This is a genomic window from Paenibacillus sp. NMA1017, from assembly GCF_058895805.1.
This window is the reverse complement of the sequence record NZ_JBZXYR010000007.1, coordinates 183549-209928: the sequence shown is the minus strand read 5'-3', so window position 1 is coordinate 209928 and position 26380 is coordinate 183549. Positions and strand designations below refer to the sequence as shown.

Sequence of the window (26380 nt, the reverse complement as noted above, 5' to 3'; positions counted from 1 at the left end):
TAATGAGAATAGTATCACCATCAGATCTTTATAGGTTCCAATGATCATAATTAATGAAAATATCCACATTGCTTAAAATGCATAAATATAAAAGTCGTTGACTGGAATACCAATCAACGACTTTTTCTTATACTCGTTACTAATAAGTTATCCATCACAATAAGCACCATTCTGAGGTATTTATTGACCAGACTGATTACCATCCCGAAAAGGGACAATTATAATTTTTCTAGAAACTCGAATAGAAAAACAGTGCCTTCTCATCTTTATATTTTGAGTTTGAATATAGCAAAGTGTCTACTGCGCCAAGTTCAAACCCGTTTTTCAAATAAAATCGGCAAGCAAGTAAATTAATATCTTGTGTCTCGAGTGTAAACCCCTTCATACCCTTTGTTACTGCCCATTCCTTTGCTTTGTTTAGCAACGCACTTCCTATACCATTTCCCCTATACCGCTCAATGACGATAAGCCTATCAATAGACACAAATTTAGTTTCGCCATTCGTGCTTAATCGTATATGCCCTAAGCATTTTTCTCCAGAATAATATAAGAAAGAGATGCTATCGTCACTGTTGATATACTCATCAAGGTTTTCATGTTCTGGATATGTTGACTGATAAGACTGATCATAAAGTTCTTCAAGATAGCTCCACTCGTTATTTTTATATTCGGGGATAAGTTTTCCTAAGACTGTGAAAGAATAATTTCTGCGTTCATAATCTTTCTCATTATCAAATGTCATCTCAACTATTCTGAAACCATTTAATTTCTCCAATCAAACTCTCCTCTAATCTTCTGTTAATTGAACTATAAAACTCTAAGCATTACCTTTTTGTTGATCTATTCTCATGTATTAAGTACACCACTCCTCTCACATTTTTTATTAATTTGTAATGTTGAACACCGACCATTACATTTAGTTTTAATTCTTAAAACGATCTTTCTTATTAGATAACCGGGTAATGGCCACATTTTCGCCTGTCTGTCTACATAACAGAAGAATGACAATGGCCGCTTTAGGTTATTAATGATTGGCTGTTACATCCCTCATAGCATTTCGATCATGTTTATATTTGAAGCTTACGGCAAAAACAATTGCTAGTACAAGCGTATATGCTCCAAAAACTAACCAGATATTCTGCCAATCCTTCACGCCGTCTACTGTGAAATAATCAACAAACTTTCCACTTGCGATAGCGCCTACATACGCTCCGATTCCATCAACCATGGCTAGAAATAAGCCTTGTGCACTTGCACGAATACGAGGATCGACTTCTTTTTCTACAAAATAGCTCCAGAGACGTTAAAGAAATCAAATGCACAGCCATACACAATCATGGATAACAGGAGGAGAGTGAATCCAAAACAAGATGGCTCACCCATATGCGAAAAACACAAAACGTAATGTCCAAGCCACCATACTAATGAGCATAACCTTTTTAATTCCAAAGTTACGTAAGAAGAATGGAATGGCAAGAATAAACATACTTCAGCAATCTGTGAAACCACGTTTTTAACTAATTATGTAATTCTATATATACAATAAAGTTGTATACCAAAATCCAATATTTGCGATTTAGATTATTTATTAATATTATAAAAATAAGTACGTTAAATCCTCATAAATATGTTCTCCTGCCTTTAACTTTTCTAATATTTCTTTACCATAATACCGCTCTATTTAAACCAAAGCAGCCGCCCCTTGATTTTAACAAAAGCCTGATGACACTTGTTCATCAGGCTTTTGTTTTTACTAATACAAATGTTGTTATGTTTCATTAATACTTAGTACACAAGTTTATTGTACGTAGACACATGAATGGTTTTGAGCTGATATTTTGATCATGCTTTACTTCAAGAACTAAAAACCAGTCGTCACACTCTATATAAATGCATAAATATTCAATTTCCATCAATTGTGAAATTTTTTTCTCATTTAATCTGAAAATTTTATCACTAATTATGACACCACACATCCACACACTAACAACGCCTCTTAAATCTTGTAAGCCTTCATAGCTTTTCTTAACTCTTTGAATGAAGGACGTTTGCCATACATTAAGACACCCGTACGGTAGATCTTGGCGGCCAGCCAACCGAACAACAAAATGGAGGCGACCAGAATACCAAGTGACAGCCAGATTTCCAGCAGGCTCGCCCGCTCCAAACCAATCCGCAGTAGCATAACGGTTGGCGAGAAAAATGGGATGTACCCGGCAACCTTAACGAAAATCGTATCAGGTGCGGCGATATTGAAGATACCGATATAAAAGGCTGCTAGTGACAGCACGGTAATCGGCATGATCGCCTGACCCAACTCCTCGGTACGGCTAACAATGGAACCCACCGCAGCGAACAATACTGCGTACAGAAAGTAACCGAGGATGTAGAATACCAGACCATAACCCAACACCGCGATATTCAGTTGCGACAGATCCAGCCCGGCTGAGCTAAGAATGACATTATTATGCGGCAGCATAAGGTTGGCGCACATAACGGCTGCAAAGACAGCAATTTGCAACAGGCCGACCAGGAAGATGCCGATAATCTTTCCGAACATCTGGGTCAACGGTGAGACGCTTGTGATGAGGATCTCCATGATACGTGAGCTTTTTTCCGATGTCACCTCTGCAGCAATCATATTCCCCGTCATCATGGAGGAGGTGAAGAATAAAATCATCAGTACATAGACCAAACCATAGTTAATCATAGAGGTCTCTTTTTTTTCTGTCCCCACAGCCCCCCCTGCCTCAGACGGACCGTCTACTTCCCTGCTATTCACCAATACAGGTGTGCTAATTTCACGAATTTGATCGCTGGTCAATGCATTTCCGCCCATAATGGCTTTGACCTTAGCTTCCTGAAGTCCCGTCTGCAACAATGTAATTACAGCAGGAGATGGCTCTTTTTCTATAGAGACGTACTCCACTTTAGGAAACGCATCTCCCTTGGTGGCCGGCTCCGTGAACTGCACGTAACCTTGCAGCTTCCCGTTTTTCAAAGCTTGCTGCATGGCTGGCGTTTGTACGCTGTCATAACGCACCCAGATGGCTGCCGGGTTGGATTGATCTTTTGTAAATTGCTCCAGCTGATTCGCCACTTCTATCCGGCTCCCGGCAATCAGTCCCAAGCGATGATGCTCGGCTGCCGTTGTGCCCGAACCTCCTGCCCCATCTCCTTTAAACAAAGAAATCAAATACGGCAGATTCATACCAAGCGTAATGAGCAGGGCCAGTACCAGCGTCGTAATGATAAAAGATTTGGTTCTCGCCTTCTGACGAAATGTAAAACCGATCACCGTACCCAGTCTATTCATGGGAATCACCCACCTCTCTTATGAAAATCTCGTTCAGCGTAGGTTCCTTGATCTCAAAATGCTCTACGTCCGTTTGCTCCAACGCCGTCTGTAAAATCAACTTCGCCGCATCCGGCTGCTCAATATGCAGCATCCAGCCGCGATCCATAGGCTCTGCACGGCGCACGCCGGGTAGCTGCTCCAGTCCGTTCACTTCACCTGTAGTGATGAGACGAACTTTTTCACGTGGGTAACGGCCCTTAATCTCCTGCACACTTCCCTGCACAACTGTATTGGAGCGATGCAAAATCGTAATATGGCGGCACAGTTCCTCCACATGCTCCATTCGGTGGGTCGAGAATAAAATCGCAGCCCCATCGTCGCGCAGCTCTTTCACCGTATCCTTAAGCAATTCAACGTTCACCGGGTCAAGCCCACTAAAGGCCTCGTCCAAAATGAGCAGCGTCGGGCGATGCACTACAGCGGCAATAAAGCCCATTTTCTGCTGATTCCCCTTGGATAGCTCCTCAATCCGCTTGTCGTAGTATTCCGGCACTCCAAAACGCTCCAGCCAGTAGCGTAGACTTTTGTCCGCCTCCTTGGCCGACATTCCGCGCAGCCTGCCTAAATAGTTAATTTGTTCGCTCACCTTCACCTTGGGATACAACCCTCGCTCCTCGGGCAAATAGCCCATCGTCCGCTGAAGCTCCTTGCTGTAGGGCTTGCCCTCATATTGAATGTTTCCTCCATCAGGGTAAATTAGGCCGAGCACCATGCGCATCGTTGTCGTTTTGCCTGCTCCATTGCCTCCCAGTAGTCCGTAAATCTCCCCGCCGTTCACATTCAGCGAAATTCCGTTCACCGCCGTGTGGTTCCCATATTGCTTCACGACCTCTTTCAATTGCAGCATGCTCATGATTACTCCGCTCCTTTTTTCTGCGTGTATGTCTCCGCATCTTCTGATAGTTGTCCCGCAGACCAGTGTACTAAAATATCATCCAGCTCCAAACGCCGCACACGGATGGGGCGAATGCCCGCTTGTTCCAATATGGCGCTGGTCTCTCCGGCTGCCAACGTTACAATTCGCTGCAATCCGCCTTCGCTCTCCGTCTCTACCACTCCCGGAAGCTCCGATGCCTCCTCTGGCGTGCCTTCAAACCACATTTCCTTGCTATTTTCTAGCAAATGGTCTTTTTCCAGCTTGCCGAGCAGCCTGCCATCATGCATCAGGACAATATAATCCGCCAAACGCTTGATCTCATCTATAATATGAGTAGCGATAATGACCGTCGTTTTGCCGTTCTCCATACAATCCCGCAGTTCTTCCAGCATGATTTTCCAGGCAAAAGGGTCTAAACCCGACGAAGGCTCATCCAGCAGTAACAAACGAGGGTGAGGCGCCAAGGCAGCAGCCAGCTCAAACTTACGGCGCTCTCCCTTGGACATGCGCGATAATTTCGTCTGCCGTGGAACCTGAAATCGTTCCATCAGACGCTGAAAACGTGTTTCATCCCAACCGGGATACCACAAGGCTCGAAAAGCCGCTGCTGCTTCTGCTGTAAGTCGATCTTCCTCACGGGTTGGCTGCTCTGACATATACCCAACCCATTGTCGTGTATCTGCCGGCATACCGTCTGGATACGCTTGACCGAACCAACGGATTTCACCAGAATCCGGGTGGATAAGCTGAGTCAGTAGGTGAATCAATGTACTTTTGCCCGATCCGTTATGTCCAGCCAAAGCGACTACATATCCCGGTTCAATAGTTAGATTTATCGGTCCAATTTCCCGGTTACCTCGGGTTTTATAGACTTGGCTCATCTCAATAATGGGTGTTTTTATCTGTATCCCCATAGGAACTTCTACATGATGGTTTACATCGTTCTTCACGGGCGTCACTCCTTCACTTGGACTTCATACCTTCTCTTCACCATTCCTGCGAAAAGCTCCAACAATTCCTGTTCTGTCATCTGTACAGCGATGCCTGTGTCAATCGCCGTTTCCAACGCCTCGGTCACTGCTTTAAGGCGGTAACCTGAGCGCTTATCGTCTTCGACCAGAGCTACGAAGGTGCCCGTTCCCTGCCGGGTACGAAGCAAGCCTTCGTTCTCCAAATCCTGATAGACCCGCCGGACGGTGATGACGCTGCAACGGAGCGTCCCAGCAAACTCACGTATGGAGGGAAGCAGCGTTCCCGCTGCAATCTGTCCGGTTACGATGAGTGAACGAAGTTGCTTTTCAATCTGCGCATACAGCGGTTCCGCGCTATTCTCATCAATTTGCACTGGTATATTCACCTGCTTCTCCCCCCTTTTTCTCTATCTTTGTACACATACCGCTAAGTTAAGTCTCGTTTCATAAGCTTACGCTGTGTCACCCTGTAGGACATCCACATACCCAGAGCTCCTGCCAGCAGCGCTCCCCACATCACCGGAGACAACAGCTGCCATTCCTTGCTGTAAAATGCCGTTAGCGATACCAGATTGGTCCCACAAACTCGAACTATAATTGATACCATCCCGCAAATTAACATGATGACAATGGATAGCCAGAAGTAGGACTTTCCTTTTTTAAGAAATTCTAAATGAATAAAAATGGCTTGAATCAGCATTCCGTAGCCTATCCAGGTAAGTGCAAACGATACAAAGAAACCTGTACTGGCATATACCCGAAACGTAGCTGACAACGTAAACAAGAGAGTAAAAAATATCACACTATTCACAACAAACGCCAAAAGCGCCTGTTGAATTCGACTCATAATCACCGCATTCATCGGTATAGGCAAGGTGCGGAAAAAGGCTAGCATATGCGTATAGGAATCTTCTTGAAGATATTTAAATGAACGGCGGTTATAAATGAATCCGAGAAACGGAATCAACACCAGCATGATAAAATCGGCTACTGGACTCAAGTTTCCACGTTCATCCCAATGCACACTTACAGCAAAACTCATGGTAAATCCCAAATACGCAATAAACAGCAATGTCCACAGCATGACATATGGATTGTTGCGAAAATCCTGCCGGGTAATCTTCCATGCCTGCTTGATGATTGTCATTTTCTTATCCTGATCCCTTCTGCACTGCCTGTAATGAAGGCCATATTCTCTCTTCATACGAAGTTATTATTACAGTAATCAGTGTTATTACTGTATATATCCTTATACACAGTATATAAACCATGAATTACAACTGTCAACACCTGAATGTAAATTGTGCGTACAATCACAATAGCTCGTCAGGACCTATGCTACTCTGTAAATGATAAACGTTCTCAATCAAGGGGATGAACAAATGGATAAGATACTGCACTGGGATGAGCCGATATTTAATCTTGTTAGCCGTTATCCCGAAGTAAAGGACATTATGGTAGAGCTGGGTTTTCACGATATCGCCAAGCCTGGTATGTTACAAACCGCAGGACGTTTTATGACACTGTCCAAAGGTATTGCATTGAAAAAAGTAGCTATGGAAACCGTGGAACGCACGTTTTTGCAACATGGTTTTACCATTCAAAAATAAAGGAGCTAACAATCATGAGCGAGCTAATTAACAACCGTGAACATACAGCACAGGAATTAACGGAACGCCAACAAACGCTAAAGGAAATTATAAAAGAATTACATGCCGGGAAAAGCGTGGAGGAAGTCAAAGCGCGTTTCGCAGAGGCTGTTGGCGGAGTAAGTGTGGCGGAAATTTCAGCTATGGAGCACGCACTGATGACCGAGGAGGGAATTCCCGTATCGGAAGTGCAGCGTCTTTGTTCCGTGCATACTTCGATCTTCAAGGGCTCCATCGAGGATATTCACCGTCCTTCAGGACCGGAGGAACAACCGGGACATCCTGTCCACACATTCAAGCTGGAAAATCGTGAGATCGAACGACTGGTCAACTTTAAGCTGGCATTGCATGCAGAGCAATTTCAAAAGGAGGACAGTCCCAAGGTTATTTACAAGCTGCTTGAGGATTTAAGTCTGCTAATGGATCTCGACAAGCACTACAGTCGCAAAGAAAATTTGGTCTTTCCTTATCTAGAACGCTATGGAATTTTTGGCCCAACCAAAGTCATGTGGGGTGTGGACGACGGCATTCGTGCCGCGATTAAGGAGGCGAAGAGTCTGCTCGCCGATTATAACGGGGATCGTGAACAGATTGGGAAGGCGCTTGCCCATATCATGAGCGAAGTGAATGAAATGATATTTAAGGAAGAGAATATTTTGCTGCCGATGGCACTCAGTAAGCTGACAGAGGATGAGTGGCTGAAAATAGCTCGAGAAAGCGAGGAAATTGGATTCTGCCTGACCGCCCCCGAACGCGAATGGATACCTGAACGGGCAGAGGAACCTGCAGAAGCCCTTGAGCAAACGGAAGGCACATCTGGAACACCGCAAGGCTTCGTGCGATTTGAGACGGGGATTATATCTGTACAACAATTGGAACTACTATTGAATCATCTACCCGTTGACCTGACCTTTATCGATGAAAATGATGTTGTTCGCTATTTTTCCCATGGTAAAGAACGAATCTTCGCGCGCACGAAAGCCGTCATTGGTCGTACCGTACAGAATTGCCACCCACCCCAAAGCGTGCATGTCGTTGAGAAGCTGCTGGAAGATTTTAAGGCAGGCCGCAAAGATGTTGAAGATTTTTGGATTCCAATCAAGGATAAATTTGTATACATTCGTTATTTTGCCATCCGTGATGCAGAGGGCCGCTATCTGGGAACGTTGGAATTTACGCAAAATATCGCACCCATTCGTGCCTTGGAAGGACAAAAGCGTATTCTATCCGAATAGTATCCAACCGTAAGCCACCATGTTCAGGTTTTTGCCACCCAAACTTATAGTATGTCGTTCTACTATAAGTTTGGCCCCCAGCTTTTCATAAAAGGTACATGCTGGATTATCTGCTAGCACCCATACGATTACAGAGTGAATATCGATACTATTAAAATGTTGAAGCAGACGTAAAAATAATCTCTTCCCCAAGCCTAAACTATGGTATTCACTCAAAACGTAAATAGCCGTTATTTCTCCCCCATACGGGGGATATTCACCTGACTTTTCCGGACCCCCACTCACAAATCCGATGATTTCCCCCTTCTCATTTTCAGCAACATATACCTGATGACCGTCTTCACTGGATAGATTCGCATTCCACAGTTCTGTTCTTTGCTCATAGGAAAGCTGTTCCAGAACCTGGGCAGGCATTATATCTTTATACGTCGTCCTCCAGCAATCTACGTGCACCTTGGCGATGCCCTCGGCATCTGATATCGTTGCTTCCCTGATGTTCATGTGAGTTCCACTCCTAGTTTCCAATATTATGCTTTTTATTATACCGACAATCTAAATCTTGATCTTGATCGCAAGTCCGTTCATTCTATTGGTATTTTATGTACGTTCGTGGCGGTGGTAGTATTGATCATAGGCTGGAGTATCGGGTTGACGCCCGTAGGAATCTGGTCTTTCACTTACTTTACTATACATATTAGTAGCTGTCCGTAACATATATCAGGGACTTATTATTAACAAGCACCGAACGGCATGGATGACATTCAGCTCGTCCATACGTATACCTTCCTTTGCTATATTCGGCGCTAGTGCTGGTTATCTTGAATCCTTCCATCCAAGCTGCGCTGAACAATACAACTGATCCACTTTTGACCGTGGCATCCTTTTCTGTAGCACTGCAAATCCTAAATCTATTTGTCTGGTTTTGCAGCTCTTTGCATCAAATTGTCATTCAATTTTATACGTCCAAGCGTCGGGAAGTGCTGATATTTTTGAGCGAGCTTTTTGTCTATCCTGTCGCCGCTGCTACTACTGTTACTTTCCTTTGGATTTGCTGGCGATCCTGTGTTACAGAGTGTATTGGGATTGGAAGGAGAACTATTGTTAGAAACCAGAGGATTGCTTCGCATACTGGCTGTCTATGTCGCATTTTATCCTTGGGTGGAATATTTTATTGGACGGTCGATATTAATCGGTAATACCAAACCTATCTTTATCGGTAGGCTGTTTTCTGTGAGCTTTGCGATTCTCGCGCTTATTCTGTGTGAAAAAAACTTACCTAGAGAGCCTTATGCAAACGACCCGCACATTGACTCCCTATGGCATAACTCTCTTTTATGAGGTCAAAATATAAGGGCCATTCTTTGTAATCGCAATCGTGTGCTCGTATTGAGCCCCCCAACTGCCATCTGCTGTGCTGATGGTCCAGCCATCATCCCCCCAGAGCACGGCCCCCTCGGTTCCGAGGGTAAATACCGGCTCAATGGTAATCACCATCCCTTCGCGCAGCGGTAATCCCGTTTTGGGACGACCGTAGTGCAGAACATCCGGCGGCTCATGCATTTGGCGACCAATGCCATGCCCGATCAGAGGCTTGACGTTGCCGAACCGCCGCCAGCCTGCCGTTTTTTCCACAGCATGCCCGATATCCCCCAACGTCCTCCCCGGGCGGGCAACCTCGATACCGCGTACCAATGCCTTATGGGTCTGCCGCAACAGTCGTGCTACCGGGCGGCTAATGTTACCTACCGCATAGGTCCATCCTCGGTCAGCCAGCCAACCATCCTTGTTAACCACAATGTCGATGGTCACAATATCCCCATCATGAAGCACTCGCTCCGATGGAAAACCGTGACACACCACCTCGTTGACCGAAGCACAGGTGGCATAAGGGAAACCTTTATAGCCCTTTTGTTCAGGCGTGGCTCCGCGCTTGCTTAAAAACTGCTCCACCCAAGCATCGATTTCAAGCGTTGTAATTCCCGGAAGAATACGACTTTCCAGCGCACGATGGCAATCTGCCAAAATACGTCCGGCCTCCCTCATATAGCCGATTTCCTCCGGTGTTCGTATCGCTATCTCTATTGGAATCCGCCTCCTTTGAGCATACAAATTCACTAAACCTATCCCATTGTATGCAGGGCGGACACAAAAAAACCGTCTCCTCTGTGGATAGACGGTTTATAAAAGTCGTATTTCTAGTTTTTTGGGTAATCGAACCCTTTAAGATACTGAAGAATTTATGCGACCGAGTTCGTTTTCCACCACCATGGTCAACTCTTCCTCATACCCTCCTGTAATCCGGTATTTTCGCACATATTCCTTTACAAATTTTTTGGGATCCTTAGGCCGGAAAATTCGAGTCATTTCCCGCAGACTTTCCTTAACTTCATTGTGACCTTTCGTTGCCATGTAACTCCCTCCCAAAACGTTGAAAATAAGTGCTCCGTTGAAGAGAATGCCGAAAAGTATTGATGTCCTTATGCAGTGAAGTAGTATGTCTAATTGCAGCTTAGGTCGGGAACGCCTTAGGCAAGGCATGTACCTGACACTATTATTAACCGATTTTCTTTTGGCTGAATCACTACCCCATTATAACATATTCAGATACAGCTTTCAGCTTTCCAGTAAATTTACATTGATTTTACCTATCTTTTACGCATCATGTCATTTGGGGTATCCATCAGCTGTTGCACAGGGGGTATACCTTATTTATCGGTTTTTGGAGTGTATGTGTTTGGGGTAAAATAAATAAACATAACAAGGAGGGAAAAGGATGAGCCGCTATGCTCCACTGTTCACTGCACCTGTTGCCCGTATGTCTGTCCTGAACATAGGAACTTGTGAGGAGGAGGGCATCAATGTCTCCCTACTTGATCAGGCAGACCGTGAAATTCAAGCCAAGTTTCCTAAAATGCACAGCTTCCTGCTGCTGCGCCACGGCAAACTGATCTGGGAACGCTATTACAACGGTCATGAAGCAAGCTCTCTGAACGATTTGCGATCCGCGACCAAAAGCTTCACTTCCACGCTCATCGGCATAGCTATGGCTCGCGGTGATATGCCCGGCCCAGAGACGGCTGTGCATAAGCTGTTGCCTGAGTATTTACCTAGGCGGAAGGAAACACTGCTAGAGCAGATTACGATTCGCCATCTGTTGACCATGACATCCGGCTTGTATTGGCAGACGGGCAAAAAGCTCGGAGAAGCTTTTATCCACCGTTTTCATCGCAGCAAAAGCTGGCCGTCCTTTGCCCTCCGCTTACCTGTACAGGAGGATCAACTCGGTGTATTCCAATATCGCAGTGTTGATTCTCACCTGTTGTCCGTGCTGCTGACCCAATGCTGTGGGATTGACGCCTATACGTACGCTCTCCAGCATCTGTTCGAACCCTTAGGTTTCGGGAGGAGTGGTTGGGCACAAGATCCAGAGGGCTACACCATGGGACACATCGGGCTATATCTGACATCGCGTGACATGGCTAAATTCGGCGATTGCTGCCTTCATCAAGGCAGCTGGAACGGAAAAGAATTGATTCCGGCCGATTGGCTACATCAGGCGACACAGCGACAGGTTGAAGGCTATCCAGAATTCGGGGATTACGGATTCCAATGGTGGACAGGACGACTCCACGGCATCAACTACGCGTGTGCGCACGGACATGGAGGACAGCAAATTTATCTTGTGCCAGAAGCGAACGCAGTCGCGGTATTTACAGCAGACAGCAAGGTGAGCCGTTGGAAAAATCCGCGAACACTGCTGGAGCGTTACGTTTTGCCAGCCGTATCCTCCCTCAACTTGGAACGTTCCTGAAATGAGCTTCAATGTGCTTATTGAATATAGGGGGCTAAACAATCATGGAAGTCTCACCACCAAAAATTCTAATATTGTACGCCAGTTACGGGGAAGGCCATGTACAGGCCGCCCGGGCAATTAAGGACAGTTTGCGAAGACTCGGACGCTGCGAGGTACAACTACTTGACCTAATGGCTGAATCTCATCCCTGGTTGAACGGTCTGACCAAATTTGTATATATGCAAAGCTTCAAAACCATTCCACAGCTTTATGGATGGGTCTATAACATCACGCGCGGTATGCAGGCTACATCGGCCTTCGGCCATGTGTTGCATTCATTCGGAATGCGTCAACTTACGCTCACACTGAAAAAGGAGTTGCCCGACCTCGTAGTACATACATTCCCGCAGCTCGCTCTTCCGGCGTTACGCCGCAAAATGGGAATGAATCTGCCTATTGTCAACGTGGTTACGGATTTCGATCTGCATGGGCGCTGGCTGCATCCCGATATTGACCGCTACTATGTAGCCACTGAGGATATGCAGCAGGAAGCCGCCCAGCGGGGAATACCGATCGAACGCATTGCCGCGACAGGCATTCCGATCCACGCTTCTTTTTATAACACGTCTGCCGACGAAGCTCCTGTTCAGGAACAGGTAATTCCATCGCTACAGCCTGAGACTACTACGCTGCTCATTATGGCAGGTGCCTATGGTGTACTATCCGGCATACTGGATATCTGTCGGCAATTAAGCCAGCTTCCTCAGTTGCGGCTACTGATCGTCTGCGGACGTAACCAGCAACTGAAAGTAGAATTAGATGCGTTGTATGCAGACCATCCCGACATTTACACCTATGGATTCGTGGACTTTGTTCCAGCACTTATGCGTGCGAGCAATCTGGTGATTACGAAGCCCGGCGGCATCACACTTTCGGAAAGCATCGCATCCGGTTTGCCTATTCTTGTGTTCAAGCCCGTACCCGGTCAGGAGCTAAATAATGCTCTGTATTTAGAGCAAAAAGGAGCTGCCCGTATCGCTCGCACTACGGAGGAGCTGGTTCAGCATTGTCTCGACCTGATTTCCACCCCCTTTCTCGCCGAGGAAATGACACAGGCGATTGAGCTGCTTCGCAAACCTCATCCGGCCGACCAAATTGCCGAGGATATTTTGCATCAGCTTGTGGATAAAAGAACCTCCGTTCGGACAAATTAACGAAGAATAAGCCAGACGGAGGGGATACCAATGGAACGCAAAGGAAAGGATTTACTCCCACTAACGGGAGAAAAGGTAGAAGTGGACGGTGTTTATATTGATGAGGATGGACATGAGCAGCATTTACACAGGGGGCAGCATTTTCCCGCTGATGTTGTTCTGGGTACTTCCGAGTGGAAAATGACCGAATACGCCTTTGATAATCATCATGAAGGACGTACGGATGAACGACTTATCCCCAAAGAGGATGACAAGAATAAAATGGGTAAAATCACACACCCACGCCGCCATTTAAAAACTGGTGACCGATAATTACGGAAGTATATCCACAATTACTCCCAATATGTTGATAGTTTGTGGACAAACTGTGTGCAAATTATGAATTATCAATATATTGTCTACAGCTTGTGCACAATTTGTGCATAAATCATGTTGTTTTTGTGGATAAACATTAATATGCGGTGGATAAAGTGTATACAACATGTGAAAAACATGTGCATAACCGTTTAAAAGGCTGAACGAATCCCTTTCGTTCAGCCCTTTTCGTATTTTTATACACATTCTCTAATTAATTTTTTTTACCGAGATCGGGTATGTCCGAACGAGAACATCGCTTCCGGAATGATGAGTTGCCCAAAAAGGACTCTATCACATTAACGGAGACTAATCGAAAATTCGCAAATAGCGCATAGAGGAGTGTAAAATGGAAACGGGGACGAACAGAGTCAAAAGAGAAATTACCGAAATGTAAAAAGGCGTAGTCATCATAGAAATCTCGCTTCAGGCAGGCGAACGAATGCAGGAACGCGGTATATAGAAGCATCTAGAAAAACTCGTTGACCAAAATTTGGAGTGGGGTGATCCGAATGGCATCTATTAAAATCCTTTCACTTAATGTCGGCATGCCCAAGCAGATCCAGTTTAATCAGAAGGACGTTTCTACGGGGATATTCAAGTCGGCCACAGATGAATATTTGTATTTATCTTATCTAAACTTCGAAGGGGATGGGCAGGGCGATCTAGTTCATCACGGGGGTAAAGAGAAAGCTGTATGCGTCTATCCCTACGAGCACTATCCGTTCTGGGAAAATGAATTGCGGAGACCGCTCGATTACGGCTCGTTCGGGGAAAATTTAACGATAAAGGGTTTGCTAGAATCCGACGTTTGCATTGGAGACGTCTTTAAGCTTGGCAAAGCTATCGTTCAAGTTAGCCAGCCGAGACAGCCTTGCTACAAGTTGTCCATCAAGTATGGCGTACCGGACATGCCCTTGAAGGTACAGCAAACAGGCTACACGGGATTCTACTTCCGCGTTCTGGAAGAGGGAGTTGCCTCTAAAGCCGACGGACTATCCCTCCTTCATCGCCATCCGAAAGCAATTACGGTTTCATTTGCCAATCGAATTATGCATCAAGAGAAGGATCATATCGAGGGTATTAAACAAATTCTCGAAGTGGAAGAATTGTCCGTAAACTGGAGAAATACGTTTCTAAAACGTTTGGCGGGAAACGAAACGGATTCTCGGGAAAGACTATCAGGCAATTCGTAAGGTGGAAGTGGTTCATGAGTCTGCAAGCTCGTCTGCCTGCAGTCGAACATCGAATCTGCGAAGCTTGTGGGCGATGCGACAGAAGCGCAGTCCAAAGGTTATCGCCAAATTCGAGTATATCCATTCGCTTGACCGCTTATCCTTGGTGTAGAGTCAACTTTTTTACCGAGATCGGGCATATCCTTCAATCCTGTCCTCATAGCTTGTATAGTACGGAGACTTAGCTTGAATCTTTTATAAAGGAGGATATGCCTGACATGTCAGTCTATAAGTCTTCAACGGGATTGGATGAAAATATAGCAGCTGTCCTGTGCTATCTATTCGCATTTATTGGCGCACTGGCCTTTGTCATGCTGGAAAAGAAAAGTCGATTCGTATTATTTCACGCGCTGCAATCCGTATTTTTGTTTGTCACCCTCATGATTGGGCATGTGCTGGTTGGATTCATTCCGCTGCTCGGTCCTCTGCTCGCTTCCCTGCTAACGCTGGCAGTTCTTGTATTGTGGGTCATCCTGTTAATTCGCGCGGGTCAAGGCAGGTGGCTCAAGCTTCCCTGGATAGGTGATCTGGCTCTTCACCAAGCCCGGCAGTTGTGAAAACAACAAAAAACCTTGATCCTTAGCAGGATTCAAGGTTTTTGCTGTTTTGATGATTACCTTTTATTGCATGTTCGCTTCTTCTGTCAGATATGAATGTATCCCAGCTTATCTGGGTTGACCATTAAATAAAAATTCTGAATATGCTCCCCGTCCGGTGTCAGTCTGAGACATAAGGTTTCTCTCACTTTTCCGTCTTCCAGAAATGCCAGCTGAACCTCGCCATTGATGACGGTGTAGAACACATCTCTTTCTCGTAAAACGGTTAATACCCGACGAGAAGTCAACAGGGCAAGAACGCCTTTGCGTACAACCATCGGCCTCATCACCGTATGCACCTTACCTCCGCCATCTGATACGAATACAGGTTGTTCAGCCAGTAGTTCCAGCATAGCAGTCACATCGTAGGCGAGAAAAGCGGTTGTAAAACGTTCTAGCAGTTTTATACGGGAAGAGTTATTCACATTGCGACTGGACTGAGCCTCAAGAGCAGATTCTCCAGAAGATAGAATACGACGGGAGCGACTGAACAACTGACGACAGTTGCTCTCAGTCTTCCCTAGCAATTCCGCAATATCTTTGTAATCATATTGAAAAGCTTCCCTCAGCACAAAAACAGCCCGCTCTATCGGCTTTAGCTGCTCCAGTAACACCAGAAAAGCGTAAGATATCATATCTTTACGCTCTAACCAATCCGCAGGGAGATCTGCACTTTCACCCAACGGCTCCGGCAGCCACTGTCCTACATAGGTCTCTCTTTGCTTGCGTGCAGAGTTCAGCAGATTCAGACACCGATTCATCGTCATTTTGGCTACATAGGCTTTGGGATTGTGTATATCATCCAGGGGCTTATTCTTCAGCTCGACAAAGCAGTCTTGAACGACATCCTCGGCATCCGTAACCGTTCCAAGCATACGATAAGCAATGGCAAAAGAATATTTGCGATATCTTTGATACAGCTCCTCCAGATTTAAATCCACCGATTCTTGTTCAATTCTGTTTTCTTTGCCAGTCAAAGCATAGCCCCCTGTTCATTAAAGAATGCCCGGATACATCCCTGTTGCAATCGCAATCCGGTTCCAACTGTTAATCACGTTAACTGCAGTTATCAAATCTACGTATTCTTCCTCGGTAAAATGCTCTCTGACCCGATTATACAAATCTGTAGGTACCCCTTGTTCTGAGATACGAGTAACCGCTTCGGCTAATTCAAGCATAACACGTTCTTTTTCCGTGAACAAAGGAACCTCCCGCCATAAGGCTAGCTGCAAAATGTGGTCAGCATAATCCCCCAGCTTGAGCAAATCCTTCGCATGCATGTCCAGACAATAGGAACATCCATTGATTTGGGATACTCTAATTTTCAGTAATTCGTACAATACTTTGTCTGCAAAACGACCGGAAATATATTTTTCCATCTCCATCATCGTCTTGAATGTACTAGGACTCACTGCTCTGTAATTGAATCTTAAACTCACGATACATCGCCTCCATTATTGGTTTACATATAGAAGACAAATGAGCATGTGATTTTGTGACAAAGTGTAATACATCAATTTGGAATTGCCCTCCATTGACATAGCATGTATTATAGATAAATGATTTTATGTAAAGAAGGTGAGCACTCACATGAGCGGAAAAGGTATTATAAAAGAATTTAAAGAATTCGCTGTACGGGGTAACGTGATTGATCTCGCGGTCGGTGTTATCATCGGTGGAGCGTTTGGCAAGATTGTCACTTCTGTGGTAAACGATATTATCATGCCTCCGATTGGTAAACTTCTGGGCGGCATGAATTTTCCAGACTTGTATGTAGCTTTACAAGCTGCCGATCCTTTAAATGGTGACGGTACACGCAAGACTTTGGCACAGGCTAAAGAAGCAGGGATTGCGGTCCTCGCCTATGGTCAGTTCATTAACGTCCTGCTGGACTTTCTGATCGTGGCCTTCTGTGTGTTCATGCTGGTCAAAGGGATTAACATGCTGAAACGCAAAGAGGAAGAAAAACCTCCTCAGGAAAAAACGATCAAGGAATGTCCACATTGCCTATCCGAAATTCCTGTAGCCGCTACCCGTTGCGCACATTGCACTTCCAAGCTGGAAGGGTACGTGGAAGCACGCTGACTCAACCCACTTATACGACTACAATAAACGGCTTAAGACGGTGTATCGTCTTAAGCCGTTTTGGCATGGTATAAAAAATCCAATTAGTTGAAATTGGTGATAATGCCACGGGGTCTGACGGGCAAGCCCTCAGCGTACAGATGGGAAACATCACCGAAGCCGATGCAACGGGGAACTGCCCATTCCTGGGAGCGCTCATCAAACAAGATCGTGGTTACGGAGCTAGGCGGCATCCAAAAACCGGACCAGACCAAGGCCAATGGCAGTTCCAACAGATGAGCAAGCCAGGTCAACCCAAAGCCGCCATGACAAAATACGGCCACCTGATCTTCGGTGTGCTTCAGAATCCGATACCTGCCCTCCACCCGCTCAAAGCCTTGCCGCTTCAGAAATTCATCAGAATGAAGCTTCAGCCGCTCGAAGGTTTCAGGGCTTTGCGTTCCCTGATAATAGGAAATCTCCTGCCAAGAGTCATGGGTCGGCAGGGGCAACTCGGAACGGATCACTTCACCGGGCAAATCCCAATGAGAAAGACGGCCATATGGAGTTTCCTCCAGCTTTAGAGCCAGCTCCTGCGTCCAGTGTTCCACTTCATGAGTCATACCTAGAGACTCGGCGGTGTAGCGCATCGTATCCAAAGCCCGCCCCAAAGGAGAGGCATAAATTCGATCCAGTCCGTGACTGGAAAGCCGCTTGGCCAGTGCCTGGGCTTCCAAATGCCCCTCCGGCGTGATGGTGTTGTTGGGGTAATCGGGGTCTGCGTGTCGGATAATATACAATCTCATCATTGTTCTCCGTTCCTATGAATGGCGACAGGATCGCTTTATCTCATTACATCGATTAGTTTTCCTGATCTTAACGTTTATTCAGCAAAGTTTCCAAAATCGCGCGCAAATCCCTGTCTTCCTGGTAGACTTCCTCACCCGTATCCAGCTCAATAACCCGGATATATGTATAATTGGCTCTGACATCGACTGGTTTAAAAATCAATTCCTCCGGATTGTCTGGGCGGACATCATAGCCCATATTTTTGAACATATCCGTGATTTGATCAATCCCCGGCTTGCCCCCGCTTTCCAGCATAATCAATCCGCGGAGTTCCTTGGGTTCCTCCGGATGCATGACTCGAAAATGTACTATACATTCCATGTAAAATCGCTCCTTTCAATCATAAACCTGTGTGATGTTGCAAATCCTTATGTTCCCAGCATACCCCAAATGCCACTCCACATTCCACACCCGCCTTCATATCGTCAGGACAGAAAACACGTTATACTGTAAAGTAGACCTTTGATTTCTGCTTACTATAGGAGGAACCACGATGACTAGCGAGCTTCTCGATATCTACGATGATGAAGACAACCCCCTTGGCACAGCTTCCCGACAAGACGCACATGCCAAGGGATACTGGCACCATACCTTTCACTGCTGGCTAGCACGAGACGCTTCGACAGGCCGTCGCTTGCTATTCCAACAGCGTCAGGATACGAAGGATACCTTCCCCGGATGCTACGATATTACAGCAGCCGGTCATTTGACAGCAGGCGAAAATATGTCTCAGGCGGCTCGCGAGCTGGAGGAAGAACTGGGCATTCATGTTCCCTTTACCTCATTAACACCGCTGATGACCGTTCGGTATGAAAGCAAAGGTACCGCCCAGGGCACCTCTTTTTGGGATCGGGAGATTAGCTCGGTGTTTGGACTGCTATCGAACCAGCCATTGGAAGCTTATCATCTCCAGCAAGAAGAAGTAGCCGGACTGTACGAAGCAGATCTTGACCAAGCACTGGCCCTTTTTGAAGGCCATATTCCCTTTATCGAAGCCCAAGGCATTACGTCAGGGCCGAACCCAGAAAAAACTCGCCGCCTGATCACATCGGATCAATTCGTGCCTCATAAGACGGGCTATATTACATCTATATGCCGGGCACTGATGGAACTTCCTACCCGGTAATCTTTAGCTATTCTCCAGCTGACATATATTTGCCGATAATGCCTTCATACCGCCAGCCATACCGGGTCGACAGCTCTCTGCCCATATCATGCTCCAGCTCATACAGAATAAGATCCTGAGCAAAATGATTAAGCAGCAGGCCTGTCATTACCGGATGCTCGGTAATAAGCGCCTGTGTCGGGCAATTCTCTCCCCGCATACCCAGCATGCACCAACGCCGATCAATAACAAAAGAAAACTTGCGCCCTGCTGGTTCCTGTCCGTCTGTACCAGACCTAAGCGGTAACCACGGTCCCATCATGCTTTCCCCGTTATCGCAGGACCAGAGCAGACGCACACCTCGACTCTCGGCTTTCTCCAACTCTGTCCGCAGCAGTTCGGCTTCCTCGCGCCACAAATCCAACACAATCTCATGCTCTGCCCGTTCCAATTCACGTGTCAGACTTTCCAGTACCTTCCGATCGCCTTCCGCATTATAAAAGGTCGGCTTGGTTGGTTCTGTTCGTGGCATTTCCTTCTCCACTGCGCGTAGAGACTCCTGCATTTGTCCTTCGATCATCCGGGTCAATTCAGCCGGTGGCAGCATGCTGTAACGTACAGGCTCTCCCGCACTGGTTCTGAGGTATCCCTGCCCGGCCAAACGCTGTAAAGCCGCGTACACGTTGGAGCGTGATGCACCCAGACGCTTAGCCACTTCATAGCCGGAAGCCGCATTTTGCCTCGAAAGCTCGACCATAACCTTGGCTTCCATTTCCGTAAAACCCAGATTCCGCAGATGATGCAGCAAACGCTCCATATATTCTGTTCCCCCTATGCTGCCCGGCGTTATGTCTGTGTCCTGCAGCAGCCTGTTCGGCTGCGTCAAATCTGTTCAGCTCCGCAACGCGGGCACCACTTGGACCCTTTGGGTAGTTCTGCAGTGCAGATTTGGCATTTTACATTTTCACGTACTTGTGCAGACGGCGTTGCCGGTTTCTCAGCCCCGGAGTTGTTGGCCTTCCAATATCGAATCCGCTCGTCCAGCTCCTCCTGACGCTCCCGCTCGCGTGCCAGTTCTTCAAGACGACGGTGTTCTTTCTCCAGATCTTCCTGACGACGGCGCTCCCACTCAGCGTCGAATGCCGCTTTTTCCTCCGGTGTAAAATCAGACACTGTGTAATCGCGGTCTAGTCCCGCTGGTTCGTGTGTTTCATACCGCTCATCCTGTTCCTGTTCATGCCGATCCACTACTTCATGTTCTGCGTACTCCGTGTATGCAGGCGCAGCATCCTTCACTACCTCTGGCTTGCGCAGATCAAAAGAATAGACGTCCGTTGGCACCTCTTCACGCACAGCAGCTACTTGTTTGGAAGCAGTCTGTCCTTCATTGAGCTTGCGTCCGCATTTAGGGCAAAAGTTCGCATCCAGAGGCACAACCGCTCCACAGGTGCATAAATGAGCGTTCTTCAATTCTGCAATTCTACCGCGCAGCTCGTCAATTTCATCCTGAAGCTCATCACATGCGGTGGATAGCTGTGTCATCTCGGTTTCTGCCACCGACATGTCGGATGCGCGGTAACCTTCGTAAAAGATCTGACCCATTCGTAAGAAATGAACATCCATTTCCTGCTGAATCGTTGTAATTTGTGAATTGATCTTACTAATCTCGACAGCATGCTGCGCCTTTTCTGTTGCGCGATTTGCGCCTTCCTTTATACGTTGAATCAGCTTCATCGTTATTTCCTCCCCATATCCAGCCGGATTTCACTGTACCGTCTGTATATCCCAAAGTTTTTTTCTGTTGGCAAACCTCGAACTCCTGTATAATGGAATGCGGTCATATCGCCTGTTTGAAGGCTATAGGCATTGGCGTCAACGTATTGACGTTCTGTCGCTCCGGCAAGATCCGCATGAATTTCAGCATTATTTTAGTCCATCGCCTTGTTCTTATCGTCAGCTAAAGCTGACTAGAACTCTATCATACCAAAAACTACCCCCATTTGTGAAAATGGAAGATTTTAAGAACGAAAGGGGTTTCAGGATTATGGACCCAAATCCTTCTTTTTACCCCCGACCCATCGGGGTTCCTTATTCAACGTCGAGCCCTCAGGCACGTCGTGCTTCCATGGATACCAGTATGACGCTGGTGCCCGACACCGACCAAGACTCGGCCTATTTTCGTGCTTTAGAGAACGCCGGCATTCACCTGAACCGCCCGCAGATCCAGGCCGTCCGCCACGGCAAAGGCCCCCTTCTGACCCTTGCAGGGGCTGGCTGCGGCAAAACCACAGTGCTGGCTGCCCGCGCAGGCTACCTGATGGCGATGCGGGATGTCCCTGCATCGTCCATTCTGCTGGTGACCTTCACCAGCAAGGCAGCTGCCGAGATGAAACTGCGTATCGCGGGATTGCCCGGTGTGCGCCCTGCCGCTGCACGTGCAGTTCAGGCACGCACGTTCCACTCATTCGCTTTGGCGATGCTCCGGCATCGCGGCGTGCAAGATGAAGTGTTCGGTGAAACGCAGGCCCAGCATACCGTCATGAAAATGATGCTGCGGCAGCTTGGACTCAGCGAGGCTTTCCAGCCGGAAAGCCTGCTGTCTGCCCTCTCCGCCTGGAAAGCGGAAGGCCGCAGCGCGGACGAGCTGCCGGAAACCGTGCGCGAGGAATCGGATGCAAAGCGTGCCATGCTCGCCTATGAAGCGTGGAAACAGGAGCGCAATAAAATGGATTTTGACGATATTCTGCTGCGTGCATCCGCACTACTGCGTGACCCGGATGTGCTTCAGCCGCTTCAGCGACGTTTTTCGCATATCATGGTCGATGAATTTCAGGATACGAATGCCCTACAATATGAGATGGTGCAGCGGTTGGCTGCCCGACATCGCAATCTGATGGTTGTGGGGGATGATGATCAGACGATCTATACCTTTAATGGGGCACGCCAGGAATCCATTCTGGAGTTTGACAAGGTCTATAAGGATGCAAAGGTCATTACTCTGGATATTAACTATCGCAGTGATGCGCGGATTTTGGGGCTGGGCTCTAACATTGTCGCCAAAAATGTTCATCGACGCTCCAAACGTCTTTCGGCTGCCGGGCGTGAAGGCTTGCCACCGCAGTTTGCCACCCCATCCGGACCTGAGGAGGAAGCGGGGCATATTGTTACCCATCTACTCGGGCAGGTAGAGGAAGGTCGGCTGCGCTACCGGGATATCGCTATTTTGCACCGGACAGCCAGTGGAAGCCGATCTATTTTTGAGCAATTAATTATGCGGGATGTCCCATTTATTCAGTACGGAGCAGGGGCTGTATTTTACGATCAGTCTCTGATTCGTCCCTTAATGGATCACCTGCGCTTGTCGCTAAATCCCCGGCGTATGGAATCCATTCCGAGCACCCTTGGGCCGCTGTACGTCTCCCGTGAGGCAGGTATGGAATGGATTATGCGAGAGGAGAAACAGCAGGCTAAAAAATACCCGCTGATTCATCTCAGCCGCTGGGATCGACTACGTGATTTTCAGCGCGAGCAGGTGAAAGAGCGTATTCGTCTGATTCGCAGTCTCACTACCATGAAACCTGCCTATGCCATTCAAGAAATGCGGCGCGTCTTTTATGACAAATATTTGGAAAGTGGAGATACGGGCGCGTGGACTCATTATAAGGAAACGATGCAAGAAAGTCTGGAGGAGCTCGAAACGGCAGCCAAGCGGTTTGACACCGTGGAGGCGTTCGTCAGCTTTGCGGACGAGCTTTCCGAACGTCACCGCCAAATGGAATCGCTGCGCAGAGAAGAAGACAGCGATGCTGTTCGGCTCATGACGATCCACCGCGCCAAGGGGCTGGAGTTCCCTTGCGTATATTGGATCGGAGCCAGCGAAGGCATTCTGCCGCACAGCTCGGCGCTGCACAGCGAGCTGCCGGAGGATCGGCGGGCAGGCGCCGCCCCCACAACGGCTGTGGATAACGACGCAGCGCTTGAAGAAGAGCGCCGCCTCGCTTACGTGGCCGTTACCCGGGCGAAGGAGTTGCTGTACATCACCTCCCCCGCCTCTAATCATGGCAAGCCTGCCGCCGTGTCACGCTTCCTGCTGGAAGCCTATGGGGTCACCCCTGAGGCTTCCAAGCCGGACACGCGCCGCAGTAGCTTCGGCCAAGCGAAAGGTGCTTCCGGGTATAGCAGCCGTGCTGGCGCTGGATCGCCAGCGTCTGGCACAGCGACCCGCGTGAGCAGCAGGCCGGGACCAGGCAGCGCTACGGCACGGACAACCTCGTCGGTGCCAGGATCTCAAGCGGAACCACGCATCAACGTGCCTGTGTGGAAATGCTCCGACGGTGCCTGCAAAGCGTGGATGCGGCGCGATACAACAAGCGGACGCCGTACAAGCGCGGCTAGCACAGGCACGCCGCCAGTGTGCCCGCTCTGCGCCTCCCCAATGACAGAGGGGACACGCAGCATCCCAGCCAGATAGGCATAAGGCGTATAGATGGTATGGAGAATTGTGCAGACCTATAATGAATCAAATAAAGCTTTGGACAGACCAAATAAAAGAAAGAGCGGTAGGCTAGGACGTGAAAAATAAAGTCCTAGTCTGCCGCTTTCTGTTTCAACTCGTTATTGAACGTTCGTTTTCCGTTAGTTCAATGCCTTGCTCTTTGTGATCACCCAATAGGTGTTCCATCAGGTAGTTTGATATCTGGTTTCAATAGAACCACATCCCCCTTTTCGGGTATTCCTCCAAGAACCAATACCTCTGAGTTAAAGCCTGCTATCCGTCGAGGTGGAAAGTTGACTACACCTATTATTTGTTTCCCTATAATATCTTCAGCCACATATCTTTTAGTAATTTGTGCACTCGAAGTTTTTACACCAATATCTTGTCCAAAATCAATTTCAAGTTTAATAGCAGGTATTTTTGCTTCTGCAAAAAACTCAGCTTTAATGATGGTTCCAACTCGAATATCTAGTTTCAAAAAATCATCAATCGTTGCCATCTAAACATTCTCCTCATTGATTGTTTTCTTAAATTTCACGATAATCAGTTACAAATTTAATATTTTGCAACTGTATACTTTAATGATTTTGTCCAAAAATACATCCCCATACCGAATAAAGTCATCATTCCACCTGTGAATTGAAATGCAGAGATTATTTCTCCCAAGAATAAGTAGGCGAGAATTATGGCAAGAACAGGCTCTCCAATAATACCAACTGAGACCGTAGTTGCACCCATTGATTTCAACAACAGATTGAAAATATATTGTCCAAAAATAGTTGGGATTACTGCAAGTAACAAGAAATACATCCAATCCGACGAGTCATATTCAATCAAGGAATAATGGTTCAACAAATTGTAGACCAGCATGACGCTGCCACCAATAAAAAAAACAATAACACTATATAAATTCGCATTTATTTTGTGACTTACTTTCTGTCCTGCCAACATATATGCTGAAACCAAAATTGTTCCTAATAAAGATAATCCATCTCCGATCAATGCCTCTCTCGAAATCCCTATGTCTCCCCAAGCAATAATGATTGAACCGACGAGAGCGGCGATCAAACAAAGAATGGTTAATATGTTGGCTCGGTCTCTGAACATAAAGTATGAACCTATCATTACAAATAAAGGCTGTAAGGATAAGATGACCATGGAGCTCGCAACTGAGGTATATACTAAAGATTCCATCCAGAATAAGAAATGTAACCCGAGAAAAAGACCGGCTATGAAAACGGTAATCCAATCTTTTTTGTTCATTTCTAAGGTACGGAACATTTTCCAAGGTACAAAAGGAAGCATTATTAGTACTGACATATACAATCTGTACATCCCAGCCACAGAGGTTGGAGTATCTGAGGATTTGATCATGATGGATGAGATAGAGACAGACAGTATGCTGATTAAAAGCAAAATATACGGATGAAACGGTAACGACGATTGATTTATTTTCACATGTACGCCTCCAAGAGGTCTTATCCAATCGCCTGTGCACAGGATTGTGATGATAAGCCGAAGATCTGGTATAATAATATCACCACTTTTATTTATTTTGTGTAACTATATCTTTAATTTATATAGAAATATCGTCATTAGAAAGGACCTCGCTAAAATGGAAAAACAATTACATGAGACCATTCTATATCCCGATGTTTCATTTCCGTACATCATGTACACCCATACGATTCATGCAAGTAATCCTGAAGGTAGAGGATTCAACGATTTACATTGGCATGAGGAGCTACAAATCACTTTGGTTACCAAAGGGAAGCTAGTGATACAAGTTAACGGGATTGATCATGAATTAGAAACAGGTCAGGCCATTTTAATTAATAAAGGTGTTCTTCACGTGACTACACACCTTACACATAACGGCCAATATGTCAGTTTTAATTTCCCGGAGAAACTGCTGGCCTTTTATGCAGATAGTGCGATGGAAAAAAACTATGTACTGCCTTTTACAAACTCTCTCTTATTGTCATTAGTAATCAAAGGAGATGTTGAATGGCAAATTCAAATACTGCAAATGCTTTGGGATATGAAAGAGAAATTTGATATGAAAAAAAACTGGGGGTGGGAATATGAGGTTTCTATTAAAACAGTACAATTATGGTTCATCATAATTTCTAACATTTCGCTTTCTTCGGAGGAAGCACCTAAATACATGAAACTACAACAGGAAAGACTTCAATTGATGCTCAGCTTTATCCATCAAAACTATTCAGACAATATAACACTGCAAGAAATTGCCGAAGTAGCACATTTAAGTATTTCGGAATGCACTCGTAGTTTTAAAAGAACCATTCATATGACACCTTACGACTACTTAATTAAGTACCGTATCAAGAAAAGCAGCGAGTTATTAATTTCAACAGATTCTACAATAACTGAAATAGCCCACAAAGTGGGGTTCAATCATGTAAATCACTTCATTCAGTCTTTTAAGAAACATCATAAAAAAACGCCTAAAGAATTCCGAAAATTTAGAAATGAATTCATTAATTAAGGAATGAAGCAGCCGTCAGCGTAACGACTTACTCTGTTGATGATCCTGTTTTCAATCAACATTCAAATGTAACTCC

General features: G+C 46.4%; 29 protein-coding genes. 11 read left to right on the top strand and 18 right to left on the bottom strand.

Features of this window, described 5'->3' with window-relative positions:
* Positions 1-229 precede the first annotated feature (229 nt).
* The 7 genes from AC5ELV_RS18175 to AC5ELV_RS18145 form a co-directional block, all read right to left on the bottom strand.
* On the bottom strand, positions 230-775 hold the full coding sequence (locus AC5ELV_RS18175) for a GNAT family N-acetyltransferase (protein WP_493431289.1): 546 nt from the start codon (positions 773-775) through the stop codon (positions 230-232).
* A 600-nt stretch (positions 776-1375) separates the two neighbouring features.
* The gene (locus AC5ELV_RS18170; RefSeq protein ID WP_493431288.1) at positions 1376-1486 is read right to left on the bottom strand and encodes a hypothetical protein; all 111 of its coding nucleotides are present in this window, start codon (positions 1484-1486) and stop codon (positions 1376-1378) included.
* 510 nt (positions 1487-1996) lie between these two features.
* Complete coding sequence (locus tag AC5ELV_RS18165; RefSeq protein ID WP_493431287.1) at positions 1997-3316, bottom strand: ABC transporter permease; 1320 nt, start codon at positions 3314-3316, stop codon at positions 1997-1999.
* Positions 3309-4211, bottom strand: coding sequence for an ABC transporter ATP-binding protein (locus tag AC5ELV_RS18160; protein WP_023986841.1), 903 nt, complete (start codon positions 4209-4211; stop codon positions 3309-3311). Before AC5ELV_RS18160 ends, AC5ELV_RS18165 begins: the two co-directional genes overlap by 8 nt.
* Positions 4212-4213: 2 nt before the next feature.
* On the bottom strand, positions 4214-5149 hold the full coding sequence (locus tag AC5ELV_RS18155) for an ATP-binding cassette domain-containing protein (protein ID WP_493431333.1): 936 nt from the start codon (positions 5147-5149) through the stop codon (positions 4214-4216).
* Positions 5150-5190: 41 nt separating this feature from the next.
* Positions 5191-5592, bottom strand: coding sequence for a GntR family transcriptional regulator (locus AC5ELV_RS18150; protein ID WP_493431286.1), 402 nt, complete (start codon positions 5590-5592; stop codon positions 5191-5193).
* 41 nt (positions 5593-5633) lie between these two features.
* On the bottom strand, positions 5634-6353 hold the full coding sequence (locus tag AC5ELV_RS18145) for a hypothetical protein (RefSeq protein WP_493431285.1): 720 nt from the start codon (positions 6351-6353) through the stop codon (positions 5634-5636).
* A 235-nt stretch (positions 6354-6588) separates the two neighbouring features.
* On the opposite strand from AC5ELV_RS18145, the gene AC5ELV_RS18140 reads away from it, so the two are divergent.
* The gene (locus AC5ELV_RS18140; RefSeq protein WP_493431284.1) at positions 6589-6816 is read left to right on the top strand and encodes a DUF1858 domain-containing protein; all 228 of its coding nucleotides are present in this window, start codon (positions 6589-6591) and stop codon (positions 6814-6816) included.
* 14 nt (positions 6817-6830) lie between these two features.
* Positions 6831-8090 (top strand): DUF438 domain-containing protein, encoded by a 1260-nt coding sequence (locus AC5ELV_RS18135; RefSeq protein ID WP_493431283.1) that lies wholly within the window; start codon positions 6831-6833, stop codon positions 8088-8090.
* Here the strand turns inward: AC5ELV_RS18135 and AC5ELV_RS18130 are convergent.
* From AC5ELV_RS18130 to AC5ELV_RS18120, 3 genes are all read right to left on the bottom strand, one after another.
* Positions 8079-8591 carry a GNAT family N-acetyltransferase gene (locus AC5ELV_RS18130; protein ID WP_493431282.1) on the bottom strand — a complete coding sequence of 171 codons (513 nt, stop codon included), beginning with the start codon at positions 8589-8591 and terminating at the stop codon, positions 8079-8081. The two genes, AC5ELV_RS18135 and AC5ELV_RS18130, sit on opposite strands and share 12 nt — an antisense overlap.
* A gap of 831 nt (positions 8592-9422) precedes the next feature.
* Positions 9423-10205, bottom strand: a complete 783-nt coding sequence (gene map, locus AC5ELV_RS18125; RefSeq protein ID WP_493431281.1) for a type I methionyl aminopeptidase — start codon at positions 10203-10205, stop codon at positions 9423-9425.
* A 105-nt stretch (positions 10206-10310) separates the two neighbouring features.
* A complete protein-coding gene (locus AC5ELV_RS18120) occupies positions 10311-10499 on the bottom strand; it encodes a hypothetical protein (protein WP_007428354.1) in 189 nt (62 codons plus the stop codon).
* Positions 10500-10863: 364 nt separating this feature from the next.
* On the opposite strand from AC5ELV_RS18120, the gene AC5ELV_RS18115 reads away from it, so the two are divergent.
* From AC5ELV_RS18115 to AC5ELV_RS18095, 5 genes are all read left to right on the top strand, one after another.
* Positions 10864-11901 carry a serine hydrolase domain-containing protein gene (locus tag AC5ELV_RS18115; protein ID WP_493431280.1) on the top strand — a complete coding sequence of 346 codons (1038 nt, stop codon included), beginning with the start codon at positions 10864-10866 and terminating at the stop codon, positions 11899-11901.
* A 44-nt stretch (positions 11902-11945) separates the two neighbouring features.
* Positions 11946-13097, top strand: a complete 1152-nt coding sequence (locus tag AC5ELV_RS18110; protein ID WP_493431279.1) for an MGDG synthase family glycosyltransferase — start codon at positions 11946-11948, stop codon at positions 13095-13097.
* Between the two features lie 30 nt (positions 13098-13127).
* Complete coding sequence (locus AC5ELV_RS18105) at positions 13128-13409, top strand: transposase (protein ID WP_134904816.1); 282 nt, start codon at positions 13128-13130, stop codon at positions 13407-13409.
* 554 nt (positions 13410-13963) lie between these two features.
* Positions 13964-14647, top strand: coding sequence for an MOSC domain-containing protein (locus tag AC5ELV_RS18100; RefSeq protein ID WP_493431278.1), 684 nt, complete (start codon positions 13964-13966; stop codon positions 14645-14647).
* A 257-nt stretch (positions 14648-14904) separates the two neighbouring features.
* The gene (locus AC5ELV_RS18095; RefSeq protein WP_307352104.1) at positions 14905-15243 is read left to right on the top strand and encodes a DUF4870 domain-containing protein; all 339 of its coding nucleotides are present in this window, start codon (positions 14905-14907) and stop codon (positions 15241-15243) included.
* Between the two features lie 86 nt (positions 15244-15329).
* On the opposite strand, the gene AC5ELV_RS18090 is transcribed toward AC5ELV_RS18095, so the two are convergent.
* Together AC5ELV_RS18090 and AC5ELV_RS18085 are read right to left on the bottom strand one after the other, a co-directional pair.
* Entirely contained in the window at positions 15330-16259 is a 930-nt protein-coding gene (locus tag AC5ELV_RS18090) for a sigma-70 family RNA polymerase sigma factor (protein WP_493431277.1), read from the bottom strand.
* Positions 16260-16277: 18 nt separating this feature from the next.
* Entirely contained in the window at positions 16278-16721 is a 444-nt protein-coding gene (locus AC5ELV_RS18085; RefSeq protein WP_493431276.1) for a carboxymuconolactone decarboxylase family protein, read from the bottom strand.
* 151 nt (positions 16722-16872) lie between these two features.
* Between AC5ELV_RS18085 and mscL the strand changes: the two genes are divergently transcribed.
* Positions 16873-17367 carry a large conductance mechanosensitive channel protein MscL gene (gene mscL, locus AC5ELV_RS18080; protein WP_029515947.1) on the top strand — a complete coding sequence of 165 codons (495 nt, stop codon included), beginning with the start codon at positions 16873-16875 and terminating at the stop codon, positions 17365-17367.
* 83 nt (positions 17368-17450) lie between these two features.
* On the opposite strand, the gene AC5ELV_RS18075 is transcribed toward mscL, so the two are convergent.
* Complete coding sequence (locus tag AC5ELV_RS18075; protein WP_493431332.1) at positions 17451-18152, bottom strand: histidine phosphatase family protein; 702 nt, start codon at positions 18150-18152, stop codon at positions 17451-17453.
* Between the two features lie 70 nt (positions 18153-18222).
* A complete protein-coding gene (locus AC5ELV_RS18070; protein WP_029515949.1) occupies positions 18223-18516 on the bottom strand; it encodes a hypothetical protein in 294 nt (97 codons plus the stop codon).
* Between the two features lie 172 nt (positions 18517-18688).
* Here AC5ELV_RS18070 and AC5ELV_RS18065 point away from each other — a divergent pair, with 172 nt between their 5' ends.
* Positions 18689-19321, top strand: coding sequence for an NUDIX hydrolase (locus AC5ELV_RS18065; protein WP_493431275.1), 633 nt, complete (start codon positions 18689-18691; stop codon positions 19319-19321).
* Between the two features lie 7 nt (positions 19322-19328).
* On the opposite strand, the gene AC5ELV_RS18060 is transcribed toward AC5ELV_RS18065, so the two are convergent.
* Both AC5ELV_RS18060 and AC5ELV_RS18055 read right to left on the bottom strand, forming a co-directional pair.
* Entirely contained in the window at positions 19329-20117 is a 789-nt protein-coding gene (locus tag AC5ELV_RS18060) for a TrmB family transcriptional regulator (RefSeq protein ID WP_029515951.1), read from the bottom strand.
* A 65-nt stretch (positions 20118-20182) separates the two neighbouring features.
* On the bottom strand, positions 20183-21034 hold the full coding sequence (locus tag AC5ELV_RS18055) for a zinc ribbon domain-containing protein (protein ID WP_493431274.1): 852 nt from the start codon (positions 21032-21034) through the stop codon (positions 20183-20185).
* Between the two features lie 310 nt (positions 21035-21344).
* On the opposite strand from AC5ELV_RS18055, the gene AC5ELV_RS18050 reads away from it, so the two are divergent.
* Positions 21345-23771 (top strand): UvrD-helicase domain-containing protein, encoded by a 2427-nt coding sequence (locus AC5ELV_RS18050; RefSeq protein WP_493431273.1) that lies wholly within the window; start codon positions 21345-21347, stop codon positions 23769-23771.
* 190 nt (positions 23772-23961) lie between these two features.
* On the opposite strand, the gene csaA is transcribed toward AC5ELV_RS18050, so the two are convergent.
* Both csaA and AC5ELV_RS18040 read right to left on the bottom strand, forming a co-directional pair.
* Positions 23962-24294 (bottom strand): chaperone CsaA, encoded by a 333-nt coding sequence (gene csaA, locus AC5ELV_RS18045; protein WP_493431272.1) that lies wholly within the window; start codon positions 24292-24294, stop codon positions 23962-23964.
* A gap of 56 nt (positions 24295-24350) precedes the next feature.
* Positions 24351-25253 carry a DMT family transporter gene (locus tag AC5ELV_RS18040; protein WP_493431271.1) on the bottom strand — a complete coding sequence of 301 codons (903 nt, stop codon included), beginning with the start codon at positions 25251-25253 and terminating at the stop codon, positions 24351-24353.
* A 157-nt stretch (positions 25254-25410) separates the two neighbouring features.
* Between AC5ELV_RS18040 and AC5ELV_RS18035 the strand changes: the two genes are divergently transcribed.
* A complete protein-coding gene (locus tag AC5ELV_RS18035) occupies positions 25411-26304 on the top strand; it encodes an AraC family transcriptional regulator (RefSeq protein ID WP_493431270.1) in 894 nt (297 codons plus the stop codon).
* The last annotated feature ends 76 nt before the right edge of the window (positions 26305-26380 follow it).